General features: G+C 73.5%; 24 protein-coding genes. 7 read left to right on the top strand and 17 right to left on the bottom strand.

Annotated features, from left to right (window positions below):
• Positions 1-14: 14 nt before the first annotated feature.
• The gene (locus ACZ5NW_RS02625; RefSeq protein ID WP_468742965.1) at positions 15-1133 is read left to right on the top strand and encodes a baeRF2 domain-containing protein; all 1119 of its coding nucleotides are present in this window, start codon (positions 15-17) and stop codon (positions 1131-1133) included.
• 221 nt (positions 1134-1354) lie between these two features.
• On the opposite strand, the gene ACZ5NW_RS02620 is transcribed toward ACZ5NW_RS02625, so the two are convergent.
• Entirely contained in the window at positions 1355-2974 is a 1620-nt protein-coding gene (locus tag ACZ5NW_RS02620; protein ID WP_468741864.1) for an ABC-F family ATP-binding cassette domain-containing protein, read from the bottom strand.
• A 71-nt stretch (positions 2975-3045) separates the two neighbouring features.
• The gene (locus ACZ5NW_RS02615) at positions 3046-3702 is read right to left on the bottom strand and encodes a histidine phosphatase family protein (protein ID WP_468741863.1); all 657 of its coding nucleotides are present in this window, start codon (positions 3700-3702) and stop codon (positions 3046-3048) included.
• 194 nt (positions 3703-3896) lie between these two features.
• On the opposite strand from ACZ5NW_RS02615, the gene ACZ5NW_RS02610 reads away from it, so the two are divergent.
• Both ACZ5NW_RS02610 and ACZ5NW_RS02605 read left to right on the top strand, forming a co-directional pair.
• A complete protein-coding gene (locus ACZ5NW_RS02610) occupies positions 3897-4721 on the top strand; it encodes a class I SAM-dependent methyltransferase (protein WP_468741862.1) in 825 nt (274 codons plus the stop codon).
• Positions 4722-4772: 51 nt separating this feature from the next.
• Positions 4773-4943 carry a hydrophobic protein gene (locus tag ACZ5NW_RS02605; RefSeq protein ID WP_468741861.1) on the top strand — a complete coding sequence of 57 codons (171 nt, stop codon included), beginning with the start codon at positions 4773-4775 and terminating at the stop codon, positions 4941-4943.
• 16 nt (positions 4944-4959) lie between these two features.
• Here ACZ5NW_RS02605 and ACZ5NW_RS02600 read toward each other — a convergent pair whose 3' ends face one another.
• The 5 genes from ACZ5NW_RS02600 to ACZ5NW_RS02580 all read right to left on the bottom strand — a co-directional run bounded on the left by ACZ5NW_RS02600 (position 4960) and on the right by ACZ5NW_RS02580 (position 11247).
• Entirely contained in the window at positions 4960-5673 is a 714-nt protein-coding gene (locus ACZ5NW_RS02600; RefSeq protein ID WP_468741860.1) for a GvpL/GvpF family gas vesicle protein, read from the bottom strand.
• 152 nt (positions 5674-5825) lie between these two features.
• The gene (locus ACZ5NW_RS02595; protein WP_468741859.1) at positions 5826-6605 is read right to left on the bottom strand and encodes a GvpL/GvpF family gas vesicle protein; all 780 of its coding nucleotides are present in this window, start codon (positions 6603-6605) and stop codon (positions 5826-5828) included.
• A 158-nt stretch (positions 6606-6763) separates the two neighbouring features.
• On the bottom strand, positions 6764-7699 hold the full coding sequence (gene ligD / locus ACZ5NW_RS02590) for a non-homologous end-joining DNA ligase (RefSeq protein ID WP_468741858.1): 936 nt from the start codon (positions 7697-7699) through the stop codon (positions 6764-6766).
• Positions 7696-9552, bottom strand: a complete 1857-nt coding sequence (locus ACZ5NW_RS02585; protein ID WP_468741857.1) for a transketolase — start codon at positions 9550-9552, stop codon at positions 7696-7698. Before ACZ5NW_RS02585 ends, ligD begins: the two co-directional genes overlap by 4 nt.
• Before the next feature lie 3 nt (positions 9553-9555).
• A complete protein-coding gene (locus ACZ5NW_RS02580; RefSeq protein WP_468741856.1) occupies positions 9556-11247 on the bottom strand; it encodes an NAD(P)/FAD-dependent oxidoreductase in 1692 nt (563 codons plus the stop codon).
• A gap of 168 nt (positions 11248-11415) precedes the next feature.
• Between ACZ5NW_RS02580 and ACZ5NW_RS02575 the strand changes: the two genes are divergently transcribed.
• Positions 11416-12369, top strand: a complete 954-nt coding sequence (locus ACZ5NW_RS02575; RefSeq protein WP_468741855.1) for an LLM class F420-dependent oxidoreductase — start codon at positions 11416-11418, stop codon at positions 12367-12369.
• A gap of 16 nt (positions 12370-12385) precedes the next feature.
• Positions 12386-13489 (top strand): enolase C-terminal domain-like protein, encoded by a 1104-nt coding sequence (locus ACZ5NW_RS02570; protein ID WP_468741854.1) that lies wholly within the window; start codon positions 12386-12388, stop codon positions 13487-13489.
• A 16-nt stretch (positions 13490-13505) separates the two neighbouring features.
• On the opposite strand, the gene ACZ5NW_RS02565 is transcribed toward ACZ5NW_RS02570, so the two are convergent.
• Both ACZ5NW_RS02565 and ACZ5NW_RS02560 read right to left on the bottom strand, forming a co-directional pair.
• Entirely contained in the window at positions 13506-14570 is a 1065-nt protein-coding gene (locus tag ACZ5NW_RS02565; RefSeq protein ID WP_468741853.1) for an SDR family oxidoreductase, read from the bottom strand.
• Positions 14571-14576: 6 nt separating this feature from the next.
• Positions 14577-15092: a phage holin family protein gene (locus tag ACZ5NW_RS02560; RefSeq protein ID WP_468741852.1), complete on the bottom strand. Its 516-nt coding sequence runs from the start codon at positions 15090-15092 to the stop codon at positions 14577-14579.
• Between the two features lie 126 nt (positions 15093-15218).
• Here ACZ5NW_RS02560 and ACZ5NW_RS02555 point away from each other — a divergent pair, with 126 nt between their 5' ends.
• Together ACZ5NW_RS02555 and ACZ5NW_RS02550 are read left to right on the top strand one after the other, a co-directional pair.
• Positions 15219-15569, top strand: a complete 351-nt coding sequence (locus tag ACZ5NW_RS02555) for a VOC family protein (protein ID WP_468741851.1) — start codon at positions 15219-15221, stop codon at positions 15567-15569.
• A gap of 99 nt (positions 15570-15668) precedes the next feature.
• Positions 15669-16016 carry a DUF6204 family protein gene (locus ACZ5NW_RS02550; protein ID WP_468741850.1) on the top strand — a complete coding sequence of 116 codons (348 nt, stop codon included), beginning with the start codon at positions 15669-15671 and terminating at the stop codon, positions 16014-16016.
• Here ACZ5NW_RS02550 and ACZ5NW_RS02545 read toward each other — a convergent pair.
• The 8 genes from ACZ5NW_RS02545 to ACZ5NW_RS02510 form a co-directional block, all read right to left on the bottom strand.
• A complete protein-coding gene (locus ACZ5NW_RS02545; RefSeq protein WP_468741849.1) occupies positions 15994-16539 on the bottom strand; it encodes a GNAT family N-acetyltransferase in 546 nt (181 codons plus the stop codon). The genes ACZ5NW_RS02550 and ACZ5NW_RS02545 overlap by 23 nt on opposite strands.
• Before the next feature lie 20 nt (positions 16540-16559).
• Positions 16560-16799 (bottom strand): LapA family protein, encoded by a 240-nt coding sequence (locus ACZ5NW_RS02540; protein ID WP_468741848.1) that lies wholly within the window; start codon positions 16797-16799, stop codon positions 16560-16562.
• Between the two features lie 137 nt (positions 16800-16936).
• Positions 16937-17860: a S66 peptidase family protein gene (locus ACZ5NW_RS02535; RefSeq protein WP_468741847.1), complete on the bottom strand. Its 924-nt coding sequence runs from the start codon at positions 17858-17860 to the stop codon at positions 16937-16939.
• Positions 17857-19809 (bottom strand): prolyl oligopeptidase family serine peptidase, encoded by a 1953-nt coding sequence (locus ACZ5NW_RS02530; protein WP_468741846.1) that lies wholly within the window; start codon positions 19807-19809, stop codon positions 17857-17859. The genes ACZ5NW_RS02535 and ACZ5NW_RS02530 overlap by 4 nt, the downstream gene beginning before the upstream one ends.
• A gap of 17 nt (positions 19810-19826) precedes the next feature.
• On the bottom strand, positions 19827-21131 hold the full coding sequence (locus tag ACZ5NW_RS02525) for a M20/M25/M40 family metallo-hydrolase (RefSeq protein WP_468741845.1): 1305 nt from the start codon (positions 21129-21131) through the stop codon (positions 19827-19829).
• Positions 21124-21957, bottom strand: coding sequence for a M55 family metallopeptidase (locus ACZ5NW_RS02520; protein ID WP_468741844.1), 834 nt, complete (start codon positions 21955-21957; stop codon positions 21124-21126). The genes ACZ5NW_RS02525 and ACZ5NW_RS02520 overlap by 8 nt, the downstream gene beginning before the upstream one ends.
• Before the next feature lie 101 nt (positions 21958-22058).
• The gene (locus ACZ5NW_RS02515) at positions 22059-22784 is read right to left on the bottom strand and encodes a class I SAM-dependent methyltransferase (RefSeq protein WP_468741843.1); all 726 of its coding nucleotides are present in this window, start codon (positions 22782-22784) and stop codon (positions 22059-22061) included.
• Positions 22785-22941: 157 nt separating this feature from the next.
• Entirely contained in the window at positions 22942-25422 is a 2481-nt protein-coding gene (locus ACZ5NW_RS02510; protein ID WP_468741842.1) for an ATP-binding SpoIIE family protein phosphatase, read from the bottom strand.
• Positions 25423-25443 lie beyond the last annotated feature (21 nt).

Raw genomic sequence — 25443 nt, 5'->3', positions numbered from 1 at the left:
TCCGGGAGGGAACCATGGACCTCGCTTTTCTGCATCCACTGTACGAACAATCCGGCCCGTGGGCCTCGGTGTACGTCGACCTCTCCCGGAACACGCAGGACACGGCCCATGAACGCGGCCTCATGGCCGCGGCACTGGCCCGGGAACTGGCCGAGCAGGGCGCGGACGAGGCGACCTGCGCGGCCGTACGGGAGGCGGTGGACGAGCTGCGGCACGCCGGCGACCCGCACGGCCGCGCCCTGTTCGCCCGGGCGGGCGAGGTCGTGCTCGATCCCCCGCTGGCCCGCCGTCCGCCGGGCGGCACCTCCGCCCACTGGGCGCCGCTGCCCCATGTGGCCCCGCTGCTGGAGCTGGCCGGCGAGGACCCCGTGTGCGTGGTGGCGTACATCGACCGCAAGGGGGCCGACTTCGAGCTGCGCGGCGGGCTCGGCGGCCACGATCTCGGCACGGTCAGGGGGCGGTCGTGGCCGCTGCACCGGACGAGTACGGCGGACTGGTCGGAGCGGCACTTCCAGCTGCGGGTGGAGAACACATGGGAGCACAACGCAGCCGAGATCGCCGACGCGCTGGCCGTCTGCCAGGAGGAGACCGGTGCCGACCTGCTGATCCTGGTGGGTGACGACCGGGAGCGACGGGCCGTGCACGAGCGGCTGCCGCGGCGGCTGCACGGGAAGGTGGTGGAGGCCGGGCACGGCGCGGGCAGCCGGCTGCTGGACGAGGAGGTGCGGCGGGCGCGCGAGGATCATGTGCGGCGGCGCGCGCAGGAGGACCTGGACCGGTTCCTGGCCGCCCGCGCTCCCGACGACGAGGGCCGGGCCGCGGCGGTGGAGGGGGTGCCGGCGTTGGTCGAGGCGGCCCGTGAGCACCGTATCGACGAGCTGCTGATCCGGCTGGACGGCCCCGACACGCACCGTGAGGTGTGGATCGGCGAGGAGCCCGACCAGGTGGCGGTGCGGCGCACGGATCTGCGGATGCTCGGCGAGCGGCGGTCCTGGCCCGCGCGCGCGGACGACGCGCTGCTGCGGGCCGCCGTCGCGACGGGCGCCCCGGCGATCTCGGTGGCCCCGGCCCTGCCGGCGCCGGCCGAGGACACCCCGGCGGGCGGCCTCGGCGCCCTCCTGCGCTGGGCCTAGGGCCTTTCTTTCGGATCTGGTCGGCTCCGTGCGACGGTGCCTGCCGGCCAAGCCGAGCGGGGTCTGGTGCGTGCAGCTGCAAGGCGGAGGAGGGCGGCGACGCGGAGCGTCGGCAACCGACGACAACGCCGCAGATGTGCGCACCAGACCCCGCGACCCCGGCAAGATCCGAAAGAGAGGCCCTAGGGTCCGCGACCCCGCCCGGATGCGCGAGGAAGGCCTCAGCGGGCCCGTTCCACCCGTCGTTCGTCCCAGACGGGGTCCGGGGTCTCGCGGACGCGGCCGTCGCTGCCGAAGACCAGATAGCGGTCGAAGGAGCGGGCGAACCAGCGGTCGTGGGTGACGGCGAGCACCGTGCCCTCGAAGGCCTCCAGGCCCTCCTGGAGCGCCTCGGCGGACTCCAGGTCGAGGTTGTCGGTCGGCTCGTCGAGCAACAGCGCGGTGGCGCCCTCCAGTTCGAGCAGCAGGATCTGGAAGCGGGCCTGCTGGCCGCCGGAGAGCCGCTCGAAGTTCTGCTCGGCCTGCTGGGTCAGCTCGTAGCGGCGCAGCCGGGACATCGCGGCGCCGCGGTCCTGGGAGTGCTCCTTCCACAGGATGTCGAGCAGGGTGCGGCCCTGGAGTTCGGGGTGGGCGTGGGTCTGCGCGAAGTGGCCGGGCACGACGCGCGCGCCGAGCTTCCACGTGCCCGAGTGGGACACGTCCTGGCCGGCCAGCAGTCGCAGGAAGTGCGACTTCCCGGAGCCGTTGGAGCCGAGGACGGCGACCCGTTCGCCGTAGAAGACCTCCAGGTCGAAGGGTTTCATCAGGCCGGTGAGCTCAAGTCCCTGGCAGGTGACGGCGCGTACGCCGGTGCGGCCGCCCTTGAGGCGCATGGTGATCTCCTGCTCGCGCGGCGGCTCGGGCGGCGGGCCGGCCTCCTCGAACTTGCGCAGCCGGGTCTGGGCGGCCTGGTAGCGGGAGGACAACTCATGGCTGATGCTGGCCGCCTGACGGAGACTCAGCACGAGCTTCTTCAGCTGGGCGTGCTTCTCGTCCCAGCGGCGCCGCAACTCCTCGAAACGGGCGAAGCGTTCACGGCGGGCCTCGTGGTAGGTGGCGAAGCCGCCGCCGTGCACCCAGGCGTCGGCGCCGGCCGGGCCGGGCTCCACGGAGACGATCTTCTCGGCGGCACGGGAGAGGAGTTCGCGGTCGTGGGAGACGAAGAGCACCGTCTTGCGGGTCTCCTTCAGCCGCTCCTCCAGCCAGCGCTTGCCGGGCACGTCGAGGTAGTTGTCGGGCTCGTCGAGCAGCAGCACCTCGTCGGTGCCGCGCAGCAGGGCCTCCAGGACGAGCCGCTTCTGCTCGCCTCCCGACAGCGTCCGCACCAGCCGGAACTGCGCCTTGTCGTACGGCACGCCGAGCGCGGCCGTGGTGCACATGTCCCACAGCGTCTCGGCCTCGTACCCGCGCACCTCGGCCCAGTCGGCGAGGGCCTGCGCGTACTGGAGCTGGGCGGCCTCGTCGTCGACGGTCATGATGGCGTGCTCGGCCCGGTCGACGGCCTTCGCGGCCTCCTGGATGCGGGGCGTGGACACCGACACGAGCAGGTCGCGTACGGTCGTCTCGTCCCGTACGGAGCCCACGAACTGCCGCATCACGCCGAGGCCGCCGGTGACCGTGACCGTGCCGCCGTGCGGCTTCAGCTCGCCGGAGATCAGCCGCAGCAGCGTCGTCTTGCCGGCGCCGTTGGGTCCGACGAGGGCGACCACGGCCCCTTCGCCCACCCGGAAGGACACGTCGCCGAGCAACGCCCTCCCGTCAGGGAGGTAGTACTCGAGGTGCGCGGCTTCCAGATGTCCCATGGTCAGGCATTCTGCGACCGGGGGCCGGAGGCGGGCAAACCGTTATCCGGGCACCCCTGCGGGGCCGCGGGTCAGCCGGTCTCGTCCACGGGACGTCCCGCCGGGCCGCCCTCGCCGGCCGGGGTGACCGTCGCGCCCGCCCAGGACAGGGCCTTGAAGCCCTCCTCGGGGGCGCCCTCCAGGACGACGACGCCGGTGTTGTCCAGGCGGTGGGCGGCGGCGAAGGGGATGTCGACGTTGTGGGCGCGGGCGGCCGTCCAGGCGCGGATGGCCGCGCCGTGGCTCACCATCGCGACCGTCCCGGCCCCGCTCGCGGCGGCCTCGGCGACCACCGCGTCGTAGCGGGCGAGGAACTCGGCGCCGCTCTCGCCGCCCGGCATCCGCAGCCCGGTGTCGCCCGCGGCCCACGCGAAGACCGTGTGCACGTAGCGCAGGCCCGCCTCGGAGTCGCCGGGCAGCATCTCCAGCTCGCCGGCGGAGACCTCCCGGATGCCCTCCCGTACGCGGACCTCCAGGCCCCGCGCGGCGGCCAGCGGCGCGGCGGTGAGCTGGGTGCGGATCAGCGTGGAGGCGTAGAGGGCCTCGATGTCCTCGTCGGCCAGGACGTCGACGAGCGCGGCGGCCTGCCGCTCGCCCAGCTCGGTCAGGCCGGGGCCGGGGGCGGCGGTGTCCAGCACGGCGCGCACGTTCGTGGGGGTCTGGCCGTGCCGGACGAGGAGCAGTCGCATGCGGTCAGCGTACCCGCGCCGGGTGAGGGGACGGCGGGCGCCCATGGGGCCCGCCTTTTTGTGTAACTGACGAGCCGTCAGTCCACTTTCTGAAACGAATGGTCTCACGATACGAATACGCGCGTACGGTGATCCGTATCGCCCCGGAGGTCGGTGACCCCGGGGGCCGGTTCTACGTGAAGAGGGGTTCGGCCATGCCGAAGGCACAGGAGACGGCCGTCTACACGCACGGGCACCACGAGTCGGTGCTGCGTTCGCACACCTGGCGCACCGCCGCCAACTCCGCGGCCTACCTGCTCGGTTCACTGAAGCCGCACATGAGGATCCTGGACATCGGCTGCGGCCCGGGCACCATCACCGCGGACCTGGCCGCGCTGGTCCCCGACGGCCGGGTCACCGGCGTCGACCACGCCCCGGGGATCCTGGACCAGGCCCGCGCCACGGCGGCGGAACGGGGCCTGACCAACATCGACTTCGCGGTCGCGGACGTGCACGCGCTGGACTACCCCGACGACACGTTCTGCGTGGTCCACGCCCACCAGGTGCTCCAGCACGTCGGCGACCCCGTCCAGGCGCTGCGCGAGATGCGGCGGGTCACCCGGCCGGGCGGCTTCGTCGCCGTACGGGACTCCGACTACGCGGCGATGACCTGGTACCCGGCGTCACCGGGCATGGACGACTGGCTGGACCTGTATCTGCGGGTGGCCCGGGCCAACGGGGGCGAGCCGAACGCCGGGCGACGGCTGAAGGCGTGGGCCCGGGCGGCCGGCTTCACCGACATCACGGCCACGTCCAGCACCTGGACCTACGCCACGGCCGAGGAGCGGGACTGGTGGAGCGGGCTGTGGGCCGACCGCACGCTCGCCTCCGCGTACGCCGCGCGGGCCACGGAGGGCGGTCACGCCACCGAGGAGCAGCTGCGGGCCGTCTCGGAGGCGTGGCGGGAGTGGGGGCGGCAGGAGGACGGCTGGTTCGCCGTCCTGCACGGAGAGATCCTGTGCCGGAAGGAAAATGCCTGAGGAGGAATTGATCGCGGAATTCGGGTGACCCGGAGTGCAGGAGGTTCAATTATGGTTGCCATCCTGCTGGTACTGCTGCTGGCGCTGCTCCTTTTCGGCGTCGGATTCGCGGTGAAGGCTCTCTGGTGGATCGCGCTCGCGGTCCTCGTCGTCTGGCTCCTCGGATTCCTGCTGCGTGGAACCACGGCAGCGGGGGGCAGGGGCCGCTGGTACAGGTGGTGATTCCGCGTCAGACTCCTCACTCCCCCGCTTCATCCCCTTCCACAAAAGAATAGGCCGCCCACGGTCCGGTGAGTTCCACCCGGATTCCGGCCGACGGGTCCGTTTCGGCGCCCTTCGTCCGGTCGACGATTTCCACGAATTCCTCGGAATCCGTGCGCGGCACCAGATAGGCGGCATCGAGGACACGGTCCTCGGTGCCGCCCTCGGTGCGGTCCGGGTGCCGGGGCAGGCGCAGACGGGCGGCCTCGGCGTGCGCGGAGAGCTTCTCGTGCAGCCGTCGGGCGAACCGCTCGGCCTCACCCCGGGCGGCGGCCGCCGCCTCGGCCCCCTCGTCGGCCGGGGCGTACACCGTCACGCCCCACTCCACCCGCCCCTGGAGCCGGTCGAGGGTACGGAGCAGCCGGTCCTCGCTCTCCTCGATCATCACCCGGACCCCGCTGTCGTCCGGGAAGACGGTCGCGGGCGGCAGCGGCAACGGGGTGGTGACGGCGGTGAGCGCGTCGACGACCTGCCCGTGGGCGCGCGCCGTCCGGCTGAGCCATCCGGGGTCCGCCAGATGGGCGCGCAGCGGCTCCGCGCCGAAGTCGCTCTCCGGCACCGAACTGACCACGGCGACCAGGCCGTGGTGGTGCAGCAGCTTGGGCGGGAGCCCGCCGACGCCGGTCAGCTGCGCCTGCAGCGGGGCGTCGAAGGGGCGGCAGACGGCGTAGACGTACCGCAGCCCGGTCATGGCGCCTCCTCACCGGCTCCTGTCGTCCTCGACGCACCGGTCCGCCACGTCGCCCTCCTCTTCCTCTTCTTCCCCCCTCTCCCCCACTCCCAGCATGTCGTCCTTTCATCGTGCTCCAGCCGGTGGTCGTCCGCACCCAGCGGCCACCGCCGTCACGGCCCCGCGTCCTGCGGTCCCGGCTCCCCCGCGGCGGTCCCCGCGGGGGCGGCGGGGCCGGGTTCGACGAAGCTGTACGGCGGCATCGGGCCGTCGGCGCGCAGGTCCAGGTGGGGGTGGCTGCGCCGCACCTCCTCCACGGCGGCCAGGAAGTCCGGGGCGGCGTCCCGGTCGACCAGGAAGGACACGTCGACCAGCAGGCCCGCGGCCCCGGGGCCCGCGCTGACGGCCACGGCGGCCGGTTCCAGGGCGTGCTGCGCCTCGGCCGCGTCCTCGGCCTCCCGCGCCTGGACGGCCGCCTCGACCATCTCGCCGAGTTGCAGCCGCTGCTCGCGGGTGCCGCCGCCCGCCTGCCGGCCGGCCTCGGCCAGGGCGCGCAGTTCGGGGCTCTCGGACAGCACGCGGTGCAGGACGGCCTCCTCGTGGTGGGCGGCCCGGATGTCGTACTCGACCTTGCCCTCCAGCGCCCGCAGGCGTTCCCGGTAGTGCTCGGCGCGCTCGGCGAGGACGCCGGTGACCGTCTCGTCGTCGGGGGCGAGGCTGCCGAACCGCATGGGCAGCACACAGCCCGACTCCTCCGCGCGGGCGAGCACGTTCTGGTGGGCCAGCAGGTCGGCCGGCGTGGGGCGCAGCCCCTCGGGCGCGTCGCTGACGACGGCCGCGAGGTCGCCCTGCGTGAGGACACGCACGGGGCGGGGCGGCTCGCCCACCCCGCTCATACCGGCGAACGCGGCCGCGTGCGAGGGCGCGGTGATGCCGTAGACGTACGTGCGCATGTCTCGGCCTCCTCCCGGATCGCGGATCGCCGCGATCGCTCCGGCGTCGTCACTTCGGCCCCCGAGTGGCCCCGGGTTCCCGGGCCAAACCACCGTCCCCCCGCCGTCCCCGCCGCCGCTCCCGCCGCCCTTGCGCCGTGCTTCCCCACGCGGCGGGGCTACCGCAGCGCGTCGAGCCTGCGGCGGGCCGGGCCGAGGGCGCGGGCGCGGCGGCTCAGGCCGGCCCATGGCTTGGCGCGGGCCTGGTCGGCGGCGTCGGCGACGGTCCAGCGGCGCGGCCCGGTGCCCGGCTCGTCGAGCTGGTCCCAGGAGAGCGGAACGGCGACGGGCGCACCGGGCCGGCCCCGTACGGCGAAGGGGACGACGGCGGTCTGCGCGTAGCCGTTGCGCTGCACGTCGACGTAGAGCCGGTCGCCGCGGTCCTTCCTGCGGGCGGCCGTGGTCAGCTCGCCCGGGTGCTCCGCCACGAGCAACTCGGCCGTGTCGCGGGCGAATTCACGCACCTCGTCGAAGTCGCCCCGCCCGTCGAGCGGGACGACCACATGCAGTCCGCGCGAGCCGGTCGTCATCAGCCCGGAGGGCAGCCGGAGTTGATCGAGCAGTTCCCCGAGCAGCCGGGCCGCCCGGCGCACGGCGGCGAAGTCGTCGCCGGACGGATCGAGATCGAAGACCATGAGGTCGGGCCGGTCCGGGTGGCCGGTGCGGGAGAGCCAGCGGTGCAGGGTGAAACACGCCTGGTCGGCGAGGTAGACGAGGCTCGCGGAGTCGTCGCACACGAGGTGGCGGACGGTGCCGTCCTCCTTGGGCAGCTCGACGCGGGTGATCCAGTCCGGGTAGTGGCCGGGGGTGTTCTTCTGCATGAAGCGGGGGCCGTCGAGGCCGTCGGGGCGGCACTCCAGCATCAGCGGGCGGCCGCGCAGATGCGGCAGCATGTACGCGGCGACGGACCGGTAGTACTCGGCCAGGTCGCCCTTGGTGTACTCCTCGCCGGCCCCGCCGTCGTCCCCGTCGCCGGGGAGGAGCACCTTGTCGGGCCGCCGGATCTCGACGCTGCGGCGGCCCGCGCGGATCGTGCGCGACGGCTCGTCGCTCATGCCACGATCGCCTGTTCGACCAGCAGCTTCACGGCCGCCGCGATCGACTCGGCGTCGATGCCGGCCGCGTGCAGCTGCTCGGCCGGCGACGCGGAGCCCGGCATCGTGCGCACCGCGAGCCGCACCAGGCGCGGCATCGGCCGGCCGTCGAGGAACGGTTCGAGGACGGCGTCGCCGAGGCCGCCCTCCGGGCGGTGGTCCTCGACCGTCAGCAGACAGCCGGTCTCCTCGGCGGCGCGGCGCAGGGTGGACCGGTCGACGGGCTTGACCGAGTACAGGTCGACGACCCGGACGGCGATGTCCTCGTCCGCCAGCGCGTCGGCCGCGGCGAGCGCCTCCGGCACGGTCACGCCGGCGGCCACGATCGTCACCCGGTCCCGCTCGCCGGCGCTGCGCAGCACCTTGCTGCCGCCGACGGGGAACTCCTCGTCCGGACCGTAGATCACCGGGGTCTCGCCGCGCGAGGTGCGCAGATAGCGGATGCCGTCCAGGCCGGCCATGGCGGCGACGAGCCGGGCGGTCTGGTTGGCGTCGCACGGGTACAGCACGGTCGAGCCGTGCACCGCCCGCATCATGGCCAGGTCCTCCAGGCCCATCTGCGAGGGGCCGTCCTGCCCGATGGCGACGCCCGCGTGCGAGCCGACGAGGTTGATCCCGGCGCCGCTGACGGCCGCCATGCGGATGAAGTCGTGGGCGCGGGTGAGGAAGGCGGCGAAGGTCGCGGCGTACGGCACCCAGCCGCGCGAGGCCATTCCGACGGCGGCGGCCACCAGCTGCTGTTCGGCGATGTAGCACTCGAAGTAGCGGTCGGGGTGCTCCTTGGCGAAGTACTCGGAGCGGGTGGAGTCGCCGACCTCGCCGTCGAGGGCCACGATGTCCTCGCGGGCGGTGCCGAGGGCGGCGAGCGCCCGGCCGTAGGCGTTCCTGGTCGCCTCCTCGTCGCCGCGGTCCCAGCGGGGGAGGTCGAGATTCCCTCGACCGCTGACCGTATGCAATATCCGGTCGACGGTCGGCCGGTGGACGGTCACCCGGACATCGTGTGCACCGCCCAGTTCCTCGACCGCCTCCTCCGGGTTCTTCAGCGGCTTGCCGTGCATCCCCTCGCGGTCCTCGACCTCCGCCACGCCCTTGCCCTTGAGGGTGCGGGCGAGGACGACGGTCGGTACGCCGATGGTCGAGGCGGCCTCGCCGAAGGCGCGGTCGATGGCGTCGACGTCATGCCCGTCGATCTCCACCGTGTGCCAGCCGAACGCCGAGAAGCGGCGCGCGTAGGCGTCGAGGTCATGGCCGTGCCGGGTCGGGCCGCGCTGCCCGAGCCGGTTGACGTCGACGATCGCGGTCAGATTGTCCAGATGCTCGTACGCCGCGTGCTCGGCGGCCTCCCACACCGAGCCCTCGGCGAGCTCGCTGTCCCCGCACAGCACCCAGACGCGATAGCCGGCCTGGTGCTCCAGCCGCTTGCCCGCCAGCGCGATGCCGACGCCGACGGGCAGTCCCTGGCCGAGCGAGCCGGTGGCCGTCTCCACCCACGGCAGCCGCTGCGGGGTGGGGTGCCCCTCCAGTCGGCTGCCGAGTTCGCGGAAGGTCAGCAGTTCGTCGTCGTCGAGGGCGCCGGCCGCCTTGTAGGCCGCGTAGAGCAGGGGCGAGGCGTGGCCCTTGGACAGGACGAAACGGTCGTTGGCGGGGTGGTCCGGGCGGTCGAAGTCGTAGTGGAGGTGATGCGCCAGCAGCACGGCCATCAGATCGGCGGCGGACATCGAGGAGGTCGGGTGCCCGGACCCCGCGGCGGCGGAGGCGCGCACGCTGTCGACACGCAACTGCTGTCCCAGAGCGACGAGTTCGGCGGTGTCCATGGGCTACCGGTCTCCTTCGGAAGAGATGTCGTCGCGCTTGACGGGGCCGGGGGCGGGATGGTCACCGAAGACGGGCCGGTCCCTCCCCGGCGCCCCGCTCGGCTGGTTCCTGGCGGGTTCCCCGCCCGGCTGGTTCTTCGCGGCCTCGCCACCGGGCTGATTCTTGGCGGGTTCACCACCGGGCTGGGTCTGGGCGACTTCGGCACCGGGCCGGGTCTTCGCGGCGCCGGCACCAGGTCGCTTCCGAGCGGCTTGGGCGCCCGGCCGGCTCTTCGCGGTGTCGGCGCCCGGCCGGCTCCGGGGCGGTTCTCCGGTCGGCCCGCTCCCGGCCTGCTCGGCGGTGCGCCGGTTTCCGGTCGGCTCCTCGTTCGGGCGGTCCCGCTCCGGGGGGCCGCCGGGTACCCGGGCCAGCTCCGGTGTCGCCGTGTCCAGTGGCACCGACCACGACCGTACGAGCCCCAACTGCACGCCCTGACGCGGGAGTACGGCGTCCAGCAGCCAGTCGGCGGCGACCCGGACCCGATTGCCGGGCATCGCGGCCAGGTGGTACGCGCGGGTGACCGCGGCCGCCGCCGGACCGGACAGCGGAACGCCGAGCGGCTGGGCGGCGGCCTTGACCCCGCCCAGATCGACGACGAACCCCAGGTCCTTGTGCCGGTAGGGCCGCGGCCGGCCGTCGCCGAGCGACGCGGCGACGTTGTACGCGGCGACCCGGCCCTGCCGCCAGGCGTGCTGGGCGGTCATCGGCGCGAACTCTCCCGGCCGTTCCAGGTCGGGCACGGCGGCCGCGTCACCGCAGGCGAACACCTCGGGCCGGCCGGGAACCCGTAGCGTGGGCTCGACGAGGAGCCGCCCGCGTTCCAAGGTCAGCCCGAGCGAGTCGACGAGCGGATCGGGCCGTACGCCCACGCACCACACGAGGGTGCGGGTGTCGACGAACTCGCCGTCGGTCAGCAGGACTCCGTCGTGCGTGGCCTCCTTCACCGAGGTGCCCATCCGCACGTCGACGCGCCGCTCGCGCAGCACCCGGTCGGCGGTGCGCGAGAGCCTCGGGTCGAGTTCGGGCAGCACGCGCTCGGCGACGTCGAGCAGCAGCCAGCGCGGCCGCACCCCCCGCCGCGGCGGCTGCCTGCGCACCAGCGCGTCGGTCAACAGCTGCCCCTGCGCGGCGACTTCGGTGCCGGTGTAGCCGGCGCCGACCACCACGAACGTGCAGCGGGCCGGGCAGTTCTTCGGGTCGTCGTCGCCCGCCGCGAGCTCCACCTGCCGGGTCACATGGTCGCGCAGGTACAGCGCCTCGGGCAGTCCGCGGAAGCCGTGCGCGTGCTCGGCGACCCCGGGGATCGGCAGCAGCTTGTTGACACTGCCGGCGGCCAGCACCAGCCGGTCGTAGGGGAGCGTGCCGGTGTCGCCCTCGGGGTTGGAGTAGTGCACGGTGCGCGCGTCGAGGTCGATGTGGTCCGCCTCGCCGAGCACCAGCCGCACCTCGGGCAGGGTGCCGGACAGGGAGACGGTGACCCGGCGCGGTTCGAGGATGCCGGCGGCCACCTGGGGCAGCAGGGGCAGATACAGGAAGTAGTCGGTCGGGTTCAGAAGGGTGATGTCGGCGCGGCCGCGGGCCGTGCGGGCCAGGGTGCGGGCCGTGCGGTAGCCGGCGAAGCCGGCACCGACGATCACGATGCGGGGTCGACTCACGGATTCGCCTCCGGCGGGGTGGTCGTTACGGGTTCTTCCGCCTCCGAGACCTTCCGCGTCCCCCGGCCCGCCCCGGCCAAACCCGGGCGCCATGCCTTCAGGGCCGGTTTCCCGCGAGGGCCCCGGGTACCCGTACGCCGACCGACCCCCACACCCCGGAGGCACCCCATGCCGGTATACGGTTACTTCCTGTCCTGTGAGGAATTCGGCCCCGCCGAGCTGGTCGAGCAGGCCCGGATGGCCGAACAGGCCGGCTTCCGAGCCCTGTGGATCTCCGACCACTACCACCCGTGGAACGACACCCAGGGCCAGAGCCCCTTCGTGTGGTCGGTGATCGGAGCGCTGTCGGAAGCGGTGTCCCTGCCGATCGAGACAGCGGTGACCTGCCCGACCGTACGGCTGCACCCGGCGGTGGTGGCACAGGCGGCCGCGACGAGCGCCGTGATGACCGAGGGCCGGTTCCGCCTCGGCGTCGGCACGGGCGAGGCCCTCAACGAGCACATCCTCGGCGACCGTTGGCCGCCCGCGGACGTCCGCCTGGACATGCTGGAGGAGGCGATCCTCGTCATGCGCCGGCTGTTCTCCGGCGAGGAGGTCAGCCACTACGGCGAGTACTACACGGTGGAGAACGCCCGCCTCTACACGGTTCCCGAGGAACCGGTTCCCATCGACATCTCCGGCTTCGGTCCCAAGGCGACGGCGCTGGCCGCGCGTGTGGGTGACGGCTACATCACGATGATGCCCGACGAGTCGATGGTGGAGCAGTTCCGCAACGACGGGGGCGGCGCGAAGCCGGTGCTCGGCGGCACGAAGGTCTGTTACGGCCCTGACCGGGACGAGGCCGTCCGTACGGTCCGGTCGCTCTGGTCGAACCAGCTGCTGCCCGGCGAGATGGCCCAGGTGCTGCCCACCCCGAGCCACTTCGAGCAGCTGGAGCCCCTGGTCACCGAGGAGATGGTCGGCGAGAACACGGTGTGCGGGGACGACGTGGACGAGCACATCGCCGGGCTGCGGAAGTACGCGGACGCCGGCTTCGACCGGGTCTACGTCAGCCAGATCGGCCCCGACCAGCGCGGGTTCTTCGACTTCTACCGTACGAAGGTGCTGCCGCAGCTCGACTGAGAGCCGGAGGCCCGACATGTCCGCCGCGCCGACGCTCCAGCGCCCCACCGTGTCCGTGTACACGGTGCCGACCGACGCCCCGGAGGCGGACGGCACGCTGGCCTGGGACTCCACGACCGTGGTCGTGACCCGGGTGTCGGCGGGCGGGGCGACCGGCACGGGCTGGACGTACGGCCCGGCGGCGGTCGGCGCCTTCCTCGACGGGCACCTCGCCGAACTGGTCACGGGCCGCGACGCGTTGGACATCCCCGCCGTGCACGACACACTGTGCCGCGCGGTGCGCAACGCGGGCCGCCCGGGCATCGCCGCCTGCGCGATCTCGGCCCTCGATCTCGCCCTGTGGGATCTGAAGGCCCGCCTGCTGGACCTGCCGCTGGCCCGTCTGCTGGGCGCGGCGCGCGATGAGGTCCCGGTGTACGGCAGCGGCGGCTTCACCACGTACGCCGACAGCCGGCTCTCCGCCCAGCTCGGCGCCTGGGTGCACGAACAGGGCATCCCCCGCGTCAAGATGAAGATCGGGGAGGACTGGGGCCGGGCCGTCGTCCGCGATCTGCACCGGGTGCGCACGGCCCGCGCCGCCGTCGGCCCGGACACCGAGCTGTACGTCGACGCCAACGGCGCCTACACCCGTAAACAGGCGGTCCGGGTCGGCCGGGCGCTCGCCGAGCTGGGCGTCGGCTGGTTCGAGGAACCGGTCTCCTCGGACGATCTGACGGGTCTGCGGCTGGTGCGGGACGCGCTGGTCTGCGATGTGACGGCCGGCGAATACGGTTACGACCTGCCGTACTTCGCCCGCATGATCGGGGCCGGCGCGGTCGACTGCCTCCAGGTGGACGCGACGCGCTGCGGCGGCATCACGGAGTTCGTACGTGCCGCCGCCCTCGCCCAGGCCCATGGCCTGGAGGTCTCCGCCCACTGCGCCCCGCACGCCCACGCGGCGGTGGCCACCGCCGTCCCGAACCTGCGCCACATCGAGTGGTTCCACGACCACGTCCGCATCGAGTCGATGTTCTTCGAGGGAACCCTCGACCCGTACGGCGGGACGGTGCGCCCGCTGGAGGGCGTGGGAAACGGCCTGGAACCGCGCGGAAAGGACATCGAGCGGTACCGGGTCGCATAAGTCGCCCACTAAGGGGTCAGGCCCGCCGCCCCCGCATCCCGCCCCGGCGGCGCAGTCCGACGCTCACCGCCGCTCCGAGCCCGCCGACCAGCAGGCCCGCGCCCACCCGCCCCCGGTTCAGCGAGACCCACTCCTGCGCGCTGCTCTGCGCCGACTCCCCGTCGAACCGGCCGTGCGCCCCGTAGTCCCTCCCGTGCGGCCCGTCCGCCGGGCTCCACAGATTTCCCTGCCCCGGGTGCCGCGGCCGACCGGGCTCCCCTTCCTCCTGCTGGGCCCCGAACCCCGTCCGCGCCAGGTACCGGTCCAGCAGCCCCGGCACCACCGCGTTGGCGATCAGCGTCGCGGCGGTGGAACCCCCGACCCAGTACTCCCGCCGCCGTGCATGGGAGGCGGCGTGCACGATCGCCCGCGCCGCCGCCTCCGGCTGGTACACGGGAGCGACGGGACGCGGCCGCCCCGGCATCCGGTTCACCACCCAGTCGAACTGGGGGGTGTTGAGGGCCGGTAGCTGCACCATCGTCGTCCGCACCCGGCTGCCGGTGTGCAGCAACTCGCAGCGCAGCGACTCGTTGAAGCCCTGGATCGCGTGCTTGGCCCCGCAGTACGCCGTCTGCAACGGCACCCCGCGATAGGCGAGCGCGGAACCGACCTGCACGATCGTGCCCCGGTCGCGCGGCAGCATGTGCCGCAGGGCCGCGCGGGTGCCGAACACGCAGCCCAGATACGTCACTTCGGTCACCCGGCGGAACTCGTCGGCCGTGATCGAGGTGAACGGCGCGAGGATCCCGGCGAAGGCGTTGTTGACCCAGACGTCGATGTGCCCGAAGGCGTCGACGACCTGCTGGGCGGCGTTCTCGACGCCCTGCGCGTCGGCCATGTCGACGCCGATGACGAGGGCTTCACCGCCCGCGCGCTGGACCTCGTCCGCCGCGGCGGCGAGGCCCTCGCGGCCCCGGGCGAGGAGGGCGACCCGGTCGCCGCGCGCGGCGAAGGCGCGGGCCGCCGCCCGGCCCACGCCGCCGCTGGCGCCGGTCACCACGACGACCCGGTGTCCGCCGCCGGCCCGCCAAGGCGCCCGCATCGCGCGTCACGCCCTGTGGTGGGGCGCCTCGGGGTTGATCTCGTCCGGGGGCGGCGCGGCCGGCGTCGCCCCGGGCGTTCCGGGCGCGCCCAGCCCCGATCCGCCCACGCCGGGGGCGCCGGGCGGCATCGGCGGGTATCCCACGCCGAGTCCGGTCGGCGGGCTGCCGCCCATGCCGTGCTCGCGCTCGGCGGCGATCTCCATCTCCCGCTCGGACGTCGGGCGGGAGGCGGACGGCCGGGCGGCGGCGCGCAGCGCGTACGCCACGACGGCGAGGACGGCCGCCGTGATCAGGGCGGCGGCCCAATCGGGCAGGCCGGCGGCGAGCCCCAGGCCGAGAGCGAGGGCGAGGGCCGCGCCCGCGTACAGGCCGACGGCGCCGGACGCGGCGTACAGCAGGGCCGTACGGCGGCGCCGGCGGGTCTGCTCGCGCAGTTCGTCGCGGATGGTCTCCCGCGCCACCTGTGCGAGTTCGTCGACCAGGTGCTTGTCCAGATGCTCCAGGTGATCGATGCGGTCCATGGCCGTCGGGTACCCCCGGTCAAGGGCCCGTAACGCCCCGGGACGGGGCCGGGACGCGGCCCGGGCGCCCCACCTGATCGGGACGATCGATCACCCTCCCCCGGCCGCCCCCACTAGGCTCGCCGCATGGACATTCTGGGAGCCACCCTGCGCGTCTGCGTCGAGGATCTGGAGGCCGCGGTCCCCTTCTACGAGCGTCTCGCCGGCCGTCCGGCCCAGCGCTTCGGCCGCGGCGGCGTCCAGGTGGCCGCCGTCGGCTGCTTCCTGCTGATGAGCGGGCCCGAGGAGGAGCTGGAGCTGCTGCGCAAGGTCGCGGCGACGATCGCGGTGACGGACGTCGACGCGACGCACACGACCCTCACGGAACTCGGCGCGGACATCATCGCCGGCCCGGTGCCGACACCGGCGGGCCGCAATCTGATCGCCCGCCACCCGGACGGCACGATCTACGAGTACGCCGACCGCCGCACCCCGTGAGCGGGCGACGAAATCCGGTGGGCGGGAGATCGTCGCCTGCATACAATCGCCGGTCGGCGCGATGACGCACCGGTCGGCGACGCAGGAGGAGCGCGGGAGATGTCCGAGCAGCACACCTATCGGGTGATCGTCCGAGGCACCTGGGACGCCCTCACCGACGACGCCCGGGCCCGGCTGCTCGCCGAGGCCGACGCTCACGGTATGGCGAGCATGCGGTTCACCGAGGAGGGCACGCTGTCGTACGAGCCGCGCCCGCTGAAGCACTTCTCGATGCGCTATGTGGTCGTGTCGGACGCGGCCGACGGCGACGAGATGGCGGGCGCGATCGCCGAGGACCGGGCCGAGTCGACCCTGCGGGAGCTGGGCTACGGCTTCACGGGGCTGAAGTCGACGGTCACCGACCTCGACACCATGAAGATCAACTTCAAGCCCGCATCTCGACGGTGAGAGCCCAGCGCTCGTGGTCCCGCCAGTCCCCGTCGATATAGATCATCTTCGGGGAGAAGCCCTCCTTGCGGAAGCCGCAGGCGCGGGCCAGGGCGATCGACGCCGCGTTGCCGGGCTGCACATTGATCTCCAGCCGGTGCAGGCGCATCGGCCCGAACGCGTGGGCCACGACCAGGTCGAGGGCCTCGCGCATCAGCCCGCGCCCGGCGGCGTGCGCGAAGGCCCCGTAGCCGAGCGCGCCGCACTGGAAGCCGCCCTCGACGATGTTGTTGATGTTGATGAACCCCGCGATGGCCCCGTCGTCCAGGGTGCAGACCAGGAACCCGGCCTTGGTCCGGTCCTCGATGAGCCGGCCCGCGTACGCGGCGTACGCCTGCGTGGTGACCGGCGGAAACAGCCACGGATGGTGCAGGTCCTTGCTCTGACGGGCCCGGGCGGTGAACTCGGCGGCGTCCTCGTAGGTGAAGTGACGTATTCCCACGCGGGGCCCCTCGGCGAGGTACGGCGATGCGATGTGCGGCATCCGGCCAGCGTACGGCGGCGCTACCGGCGGCGGCGCACGAAGTACGCCCCGCACAGCGCTCCGATGACGGCGGTGCCGAGAAGCGCCGTCCACAGCGGCATCGTCACCACGGGGATCAGCATCCTGATCTCCGTCTCCTGGGTGTTCTCGAAGATGAAGATCAGGGCGAGGACGGCGAGCACCAGCACGGCGATGCGGCCGGGCGTCACCTCGACGTTGCCCCTGCTCCTCGTACGGTGCTCGGTGGTCTTCGGGCTCATGTGACCAGGGTGCGCCTCCGGCCGCCCTCACGCACGGTGAGGACTGCCCTCCGGGTGATGACCCGGCGCGTCGACGCCCCGCACCGCGCGGACCTCCTCCGCCCCGGCGGGCAGGTGTCGAGGGCGCCGTCGGCTGCTCAGCGCAGCGCCGGTTCGTCCATCCTCAACGTGCCGGTGTCCGCGTCGAGTTCGGCGGCGACCCCGAAGGGAATCGTCAACGCCCCCTCGCAGTGCCCGAATCCGAACTCCTCGACCACGGGCACTCCGAGCCCGCCGAGACGGTCGGCCAGCAACTCCCGCACCCGCTCGTACGGTTCGCACCCCATCCAGGAGCCGAGCAGCACCCCGTGCACCCCGTCGAGCCAGTCGGCGCGCAGGAGTTGGGTCAGGTACCGGTCCAGCCGGTACGGCTCCTCGCCCACGTCCTCCAGGCACAGCAGCCCGCCGCGCGCGGAGGGCCGGGCGTGCGCGGCGCCCAGTTCGGCGGCGAGCAGGCACAGACAGCCGCCGAGGAGCACGCCACGGGCCCGGCCGGGGACGAGGGGGCGCCCGCCGGAGGCGATGACCTGGACGCTCTCCGGGGCGAACAGGGTGGCCCTGAGGTGCTCCTGGGCTTGGGCGTTCTTGATGAAGTCGACGCCCGCCGCCATCGGCCCGTGCAGGGTGACCAGGCCGAGCCGGGTGGCGAACGCCTCGTGCAGGGCGGTGATGTCGCTGAAGCCGACGAACACCTTCGGCCCGGCGGCCCGCATCGCCTCCCAGTCGAGCAGGTCGACCATGCGCTGGACGCCGTAGCCGCCCCGCGCGCACAGCACCGCGTCGACGGACGGGTCGCACCAGGCGCGCTGCAGATCGGCCGCCCGGTCGGCGTCGGTGCCCGCGAGATAGTCGAACGCGTCGTGCCGGTCGAGGACATGAGGGGCGACGACCGGGTCGAGGTCCCAGCCGCGCAGCACGTCGAGTCCGGCCTGGAGCCGCTCCTCGGGCACGGGCCCGCTGGGCGCGACGACCGCCACCCGGGCGCCGGGGGCGAGCCGGGACGGCCGCAGGAGTTCCTTCACTTCACCAGCTCCAGCGTCGGAATGCCGGACACATGGAGCCCGAACACCTGGGCGTACAGGGAGAGTTCGGCCTCCAGGGCACGCACCGTGGTGTCCGCCCGGCGGAAGCCGTGTCCCTCTCCCTCGAAGGCGAGGTACGCGTGCGGGACCCGTCGGCCGGCGATCCGGGCCAGCAGGCGTTCGCACTGCGCGGGCGGGCAGATCACGTCGTCGAGGCCCTGGAGCAGGAGGAACGGCACGTCGATCCGGTCGGCCTGCTCGACGGGCGAGCGCTCCGCGTAGCGGCCGGGCACCTCGGCGTACGGACCGACGAGAGTGTCCAGGTAGCGCGACTCGAAGTCGTGGGTACCGCCGTCGGCCCACACCGTCAGGTCGAGGACCGGATAGGCGATCGTCCCGCAGGCGTAGACATCGGTGGTGGCCAGGGAGACGGCCGCCGTCCAGCCGCCCGCGCTGCCGCCGCGGATCGCGAGCCGGTCGCGGTCGGCGGTGCCCTCGCCGGCGAGCGCCCGGGCTACCGCCGCGCAGTCCTCGACGTCGACGACGCCCCACTGCTCGCGCAGCCGGTCGCGGTAGGCCCGCCCGTAGCCGGTGGAGCCCCCGTAATCGACCTCCACGACGCCGATGCCCCGCGAGGTGAAGTAGGCGATCTCCAGATCGAGGACGAGGGGTGAGCGGTCGGTGGGCCCGCCGTGCGCCCGGACGACGTACGGCGGCAGCTCGGCGTCCGGCGCGGCGCAGCCGGGGTGGTGGGGCGGGTAGACGTGGGCGTGGATCTCGCGGCCGTCGGGGCCGGCGAAGACGCGGATCTGCGGCTCCGGATAGTGGGCGGGGTCGATCTCGTCGTGGTGGGCGGCGCCGACCACCCGGGCCCGGCCGGTACGGGTGTCGAGCTCCACGACCTCGTAGCCGCTGCGGGGGCTGGCGCCGACGGCGACGATCCGCTCGCCGTGCACGGAGAGCGTGGAGGCGAACTCGGTCCAGGGGCCGGCCGCGTCGACGACCTCGCCGGTCTCGGGATCCAGTATCCCGAGCGCGGTGGACCCACGGCCGTGGACGACCGCGATCAATCCGCTCTCCAGCGGGGCGAACCAGCGCTGGCCGAGCTTCCACAGGGCCCCGCCGAACTCCTCCTCGCGCGGGCACAGGGGGCGGCCGTCGCGGTACAGGTTCCACCAGCCGCTGCGGTCGCTCGTGTACAGCAGACCGCCGTCCGTCGACCATTCGACCTGGGCGATCGACTCCTCCGGCCCGCCCGCCACCGTCCGCGCCCACATCAGTGTGCCGTCGGCCGCGACATCGGCCACGACCAGTTCCGTGCCGTCCCACGGCATCAGCGGATGGTCCCAGGCCAGCCACGCCGCCTTGCCGCCGTCGGGCGACAGGCGCGGCCCCGTGACGAACCGCCGCCGGTCGTCGGTGAGTTCGCGGACGGCACCGCGGTCGTCGGCGGCCGAACCGTCCAGCGGTACGGCGGCCAGGACCCGGCGCACGTCACGGGGCCCGTCGCCGGTGAACTCCTCCAGCACGCACCAGACCTCGCCGCGTTCCAGCACGATCTGCGGATCCGCCCAGCGCAGCCCGCCGCCGACCGCGGAGACCGGTGTGAGCGGCACGGGCTCGCCGCCGGGCTCGAACCGGTACAGCCGCTGGTCGGCGAAGTGCGCGAAGACCACCAGCGGCCGTCCGCCCCGCACGGCACCGGCCCAGGGCCGGCCGGCGTACTCCATGACGCGGCTGCGCACGTTCCACGGCGCCGGCAGCACGGACTCCTCGCGCCCGTCGGCGAACCGTCGCACCAGGGTGCGCCGGCCGCCCTCGGTGGGCCGGGGCGCCGTCCACCACACCTCGTCGCCGACGTGACCCACATGGTCGGGCCGCCCGTCGTTGCGGGCCGCCAGTTCCGCGTCGACCGGCGACGGCCACGCCCCGTACGGCAGGATGCGCACGTTCTCCCCCCACTCCCCTAAGCGGTCCGCAGGAACCGATCGAGCACCCGGACGCCGAAGTGCAGCGCGTCGACCGGGACGCGCTCGTCGACCCCGTGGAACAGGGCCTGGTAGTCGAAGCCCTCGGGCAGCCTGAGCGGCGCGAAGCCGTAGGCGGTGATGCCGAGCCGCGAGAACTGCTTGGCGTCGGTGCCGCCCGACATGCAGTACGGCACGACGTGTCCCTCGGGCGCGAACTCCCGTACCGCCGCCGCCATTCCGGCGAACGTCGGCGAGTCCACCGGCGCCTGGAGGGCGACCTCGCGGTGCTGGTACTCCCAGTCGACGTCCGGTCCCGTCAGCTCGTCGAGCGTGGCGCGGAACTCGTCCTCGCCGCCCGGGAGATACCGTCCGTCGACGTAGGCGACGGCCTCCCCGGGGATCACATTGACCTTGTAACCGGCGTCCAGCATGGTCGGGTTGGCGCTGTTGCGGACGGTCGCCTCGACCAGGGTCGCGGCCGGGCCCAGCTTGTCCAGCAGTACGTCCACGTCGCGCAGATCGGTGTCGATGCCGTACAGCGCGGCGAGTTCGGTGAGGGCGGCGGCGACGGTCGGGGTGATCCGCAGCGGCCACTGGTGCTCGCCGATGCGGGTGATCGCCGCGGCGAGCCGGGTGACGGCGTTCTCCCGGTTCACCTTGGAGCCGTGTCCGGCGCGGCCGCGCGCGGTGAGCCTCAGCCAGCCGGTGCCGCGCTCGCCCGCCGCGATGGGATAGATCTCCCGCCCGCCGCCGTCGTGGAAGGTGAAGGCGCCCGACTCGCCGATGGCCTCGGTGCAGCCCTCGAAGAGGTCCGCGTGGTGCCCGGCGAGGAAGCCGGAGCCGTCCTCGGCGCTGGCCTCCTCGTCGGCGGTGAAGGCGATGACGACGTCGCGCCGGGGCCGGATCCCCTGCCGCGCCCAGGAGCGCACCACGGCCAGGATCATCGCGTCCATGTTCTTCATGTCGACCGCGCCGCGCCCCCACACCACGCCGTCGCGGATCTCCCCGGAGAAGGGGTGCACGCTCCAGTCGGCGGCCTCGGCCGGGACGACGTCCAGGTGCCCGTGGACGAGCAGCGCCTCGGCCGACGGGTCGGTGCCCGCCAGCCGGGCGACGACATTGGTGCGCCCCGGGGTGCGCTCCAGCAGCACGGGTTCCAGTCCGGCTCCGGCGAGCATCTCGGCCGCGTACTCGGCGGCGGGCCGCTCACGGCAGTCCCCGCCGCCCCGGTTGGTGGTGTCGATCCGGATGAGATCGGAGGTGAACCGGACGACCTCGTCCAGTGCCTGCTGGTCAGCCATACTGCTCCTCCACCGCGGCCGAGGCGAGGGTGGTGACCGCCTTGAAGGTGCGGATCCCCTCGTACATGGTGTCGCTCGTGTAGGCGACCTTGCGCTCCCCGACGCGCTCCACGCCCGGGACGACGGTGACGGCCGCCGCCAGATGCTCGGCATCGAACTCGACGGCGACTGTATACGGTCCACCGACGACCGGATCCCGTCGACCGGCGAGCGACGCCGCCTCCTTCGCGGCGGCCCGGATGTCGGCGGCGGTGCGGGCCGGTGTCCGGCACACGGCGGCGTACCGGGAGACATGGTCCTTGACGGCGACCTTCAGCGCCTCGGGCGCGTATCCGAGGGCGTCCTCGCAGGCGATGTCGTCCCCGGTGACCAGGACGACCGGCACGCCGTACTCGGCAACGACATGCGCGTTGAGGAGCCCCTCGCTGGCGCGCACGTCGTTCAGCCACACACCGGTGATCTGGTTGGCGAGATAGGTGTGGGCGAGGACGCCCTCCATGCCGGCGCCCGCGTGGTAGCCGACGAAGGCGATGCCGTCGATGTCGCCGTGCTGCACGCCCTCCACCATGGACAGCGCCTTGTGCCGGCCGGTGAGCATCCGCGCCCGCTCGTCGAGCCGTTCGAGCAGGAGATTGCGCATGGTCCAGTGGGCCTCGTTGATCAGCACCGAGTCGGCGCCGCCGTCGAAGAACCCCAGCACGGCCGCGTTGACGTCCGAGGTGAACATCGCCCGGCACCGCTCCCACTGCGGTGTCCCCGGCAGCACGTCGGCCGGCCAGGTGACACCGGTCGCGCCCTCCATGTCGGCGCTGATGAGGATGTTCATGGTGCGTCACGTTACGCGGCGGACGGCCGACCCGTCACGAACGGCACCGGGGTGGCGCGGCCGCGCGTCGCCCCGGTGCCACCCCCTCGGTCACGGGCACCTCACACCGCGCGCCCCGCCACCACCCACGTCGACGGAAGCCGGATCAGGGTCCCGTCGGGGGCGAACTCCGTGGTGGTGAGGGGGAGTTCACCCGAGGCGAGGACCGTGAGGCCGGCCGCGCCGAGGTAGGCGGGGACCGCGTCGTCGGCGACCTCGCCGGGCGCGATGCCGTGGCGGAATATCGGCGCGAGCTTCGGGGGCGGCCCGGAGGGACTCTGGGCGAGGCCGCCGAGCAGCGGCCGGGCGGCCTCCGACAGCTCGACGAGGAAGGCCCGCCCGCGCTCGCCGAGGAGCGCGGCGATCGCGTCGATGAGCGCCTGCCGGTCGTCGGGCTCGCACTGGTGCAGGACGCCCCTCATGTAGACGTTGGCGTCGCCCAGCTCGGTGTGCAGCGCCTCCGCCTCGCCCTTCTCGGCCGCGTCCAGTACGCGGTACGCGGCCCGCTCGGCGGGGTCGGCGCGCCGGGCGTGGTCGAGGGCCGCCTCGGCCAGGTCGACGCCGATCACGCGGGGGAAGCGGTCGGCGAGGAAACGCGTCTGCGTGCCGTTGCCGCAGCCGAGATCCACCAACGGCAGCCCGGCGTCCAGCAGATGGGGGGTGAGGAGCGGCAGATGGACGTCTGCGGTCACCGAGGGGTCGGCGTCCCAGAACACCTCCCCCGCCGCGTCGGGCGCCTCGCGCCAGAAGCCCTCCCATGCCTCGCGGTACCGACTCGTCACACTCATGCCCAACTCCCCGGGGTGGTCGGCCGCACCGTCGCAGTCGACGGGCGAGTACGGTCTATCGCCCCCGGCGTCGCGGCCACAAGCGGGGCGTGCCCGCCTTCACGCCTCGTGCGACGAGCGCGATCGACACCGCCGACGGATCACACCGCCCGCCGAATCAGCGGCGCGGCAGCGTCAGTTCGAACCAGACCGCCTTCCCGGCGCTGGTCCGGCTGGTGCCCCACTCGCGGGCCAGGGTGCTCACCACGCGCAGGCCCCGCCCGAACTCGTCGCCGGGTCCGGCGCTGAGCAGGGTCGGCAGCTCGTGATCGTCGTCGTCCACCTCGCACAGCAGCGTGTCGCCCCGCACCAGCCGCACCTGGACGGGACGGTGGTGGGAGTGCCGTACGGCGTTGGTGACCAGCTCGCTCACCATCAGCTCGGCGGTGTCGGCCAGCTTCGCCAGGCCCCAGTCGTGGAGCTGCTCGCGGACGGCGGCCCGGGCCCGGCCGACCTCGGCCGGGTCGGGGCGGAAGAGCCACTCGGCGACATGGTCCGGCTCGATGCCGTTGAGGCGGGCCATGAGCAGGGCCACGTCGTCCTTGCGACCGCCCCGGGTGTTGAGGGCGCGGATGATGGTGTCGCAGGCGTCGTCCATGGAGGCGGCCGGGTGGGCGGCGGACTCGCAGAGGGTGGCGAGCCCGACACCGATGTCCTCGCCGCGCACCTCGACCAGGCCGTCGGTGCACATCACCAGCCGGTCACCGGGCTCCACGCGCACGCGTACCGCCTCGAAGGGCACTCCGCCGACGCCGATCGGGGCTCCGGTGGGCAGCTCCAGCAACTCGCTGCGCCCGTCGTCGGCGCGGACCAGGACGGGCGGTATGTGACCGGCGTTGGCGATGTGCAGTTCGCTCGCGATGGGGTCGTAGACGGCGTAGAGGCAGGTCGCGAGGTAGGTGTCGCCGAGGCGCTGGGCGAGGTCGTCGAGGTTGCGCAGGAGCTGGGCGGGCGGCAGGTCGAGGGCGGCCATGGTCTGCACGGCGGTGCGCAACTGGCCCATCATGGCGGCGGAGTTGAGGCCGTGGCCCATCACGTCGCCGACGACGAGCGCGGTGCGCGCGCCGGGCAGTTTCACGGAGTCGAACCAGTCGCCGCCGACCCGCCCCAGCAGCGTGCCCGGCAGATAGCGGGTGGCGATGTCGCAGCCCGCCATGCGCGGCGGGATGTGCGGCAGCATGCTGTCCTGGAGGGTCTCGGCGACGCTCTCCTGATACGTGTACATGCGCGCGTTGTCGAGCACGAGGCCGGCGCGGGCGGCGAGTTCGGCGCCGGTGACCCGGTCCATGTCGTTGAACTCGACGCGCTCGGGGTGGCGCAGCAGGATCATGAAGCCGAGGACGACGTCGCGTGCCTTGAGCGGGACGACCAGCATGGACCGACCGGTGATGAGGGGCCGGATGTCGCGCTTCTCGAACTGCGAGGCGATGGCGTGGCCCACCTGCTCGCTGATGCGCGGCACGAGGACGGGTTCACCGCTGGTCATGCACTGGAAGAACGGCGTGTGCGCCGGGAAGGCCATGGCCTCGCCGACGGGCACGACGTCGTCCCAGCGGCCGGGTTCGTCGGTGTGCTCCAGGGCGACCCGGTGCCACATGGTCGTGGTGTCCGGCACGCCCTCGGCGAAGCCCTCGCCGGCGACGACCTGTTCGCGCAGATAGGTGCCGGCGACGTCGGTGAAGCGGGGGACGACGGCCCGGCTGATCTCGACGATGGTGCGGGCCAGGTCGAGGGAGGTGCCGATCTTCCCGCTGACCTCGTTGAGGAACTCCAGGCGCTCGCGCACGGCGGCGTACTCCAGGTCCTCCGCCTCGTCGGTGAGGTCCTGCGGTATCGGCCGCCCCTCGGCGGCGGCACGGGCCGCGCGCTCGCGGCGCGCCTTGCGTTCGACGCGCCGGGAGACGCCCCAGTCGGGGGTGACCGGGACGCGTTCGTTCTGGCTGAACTCCAGGATGGGATAGCCGAGTTCGAGGACCTGGGAGACGATCCGGGCGCTCTCGCCGACGCTCATGCTGGGCAGGATCTCGGGGAGTCTGCGGGCGAGGTCCTCGGCGCCGGGGAAGTCGGTGTGCAGGGCGAAGCCGGGCGCGATCCGCTCCACGGCGAGAGGGTCGCCCGAGTCGTCGGCCCGGTGGAGTCCCTCGGCGTCGGCGGCGAGCACGAGAAGCCGCTCCCGCCCGGGTCCCACCAGGGGGTACGCCCACCACAGGACGTCCAGGCGGTCCCTCGGGGCGGTCTCCGTGCCGTCGTCCCGGTGCACGGTGAGGCGGGCCCGGCCGGCGGCCGGGTAGGACAGGCTGCCGTCGAGGGAGGTCCCCAGGCCCGGGCCGAGGCCGTCGTAGGCGGGATACTCCTCCTCGTACGACGGCTGCTCGTGCGCCTCGCGCAGGGCACCGGAGACGGGCAGCAGGTCGACGACGGGCTGTCCGACGGCGTCGTCCCGGGTGGCCCCGAAGAGCCTGCGGGCCCCGCTGCTCCAGTGCGAGACGAGGCCCTCGCGGTCCACCACGACCACGGCCAGCGGGATGCGCCCGGCGTCGGCGGTGTACGCCTCCGCTCCGCGGCTGGGAGGCGCGTCCCTCTCGGTGCCCCGGTCCATGGCCCAGACCCTCTCTCCCCA

Source organism: Streptomyces sp. NPDC032126 (genome assembly GCF_055580085.1).
The sequence above is the reverse complement of the archived record's forward strand: the minus strand, read 5'-3'. Positions and strand labels throughout refer to the sequence as shown.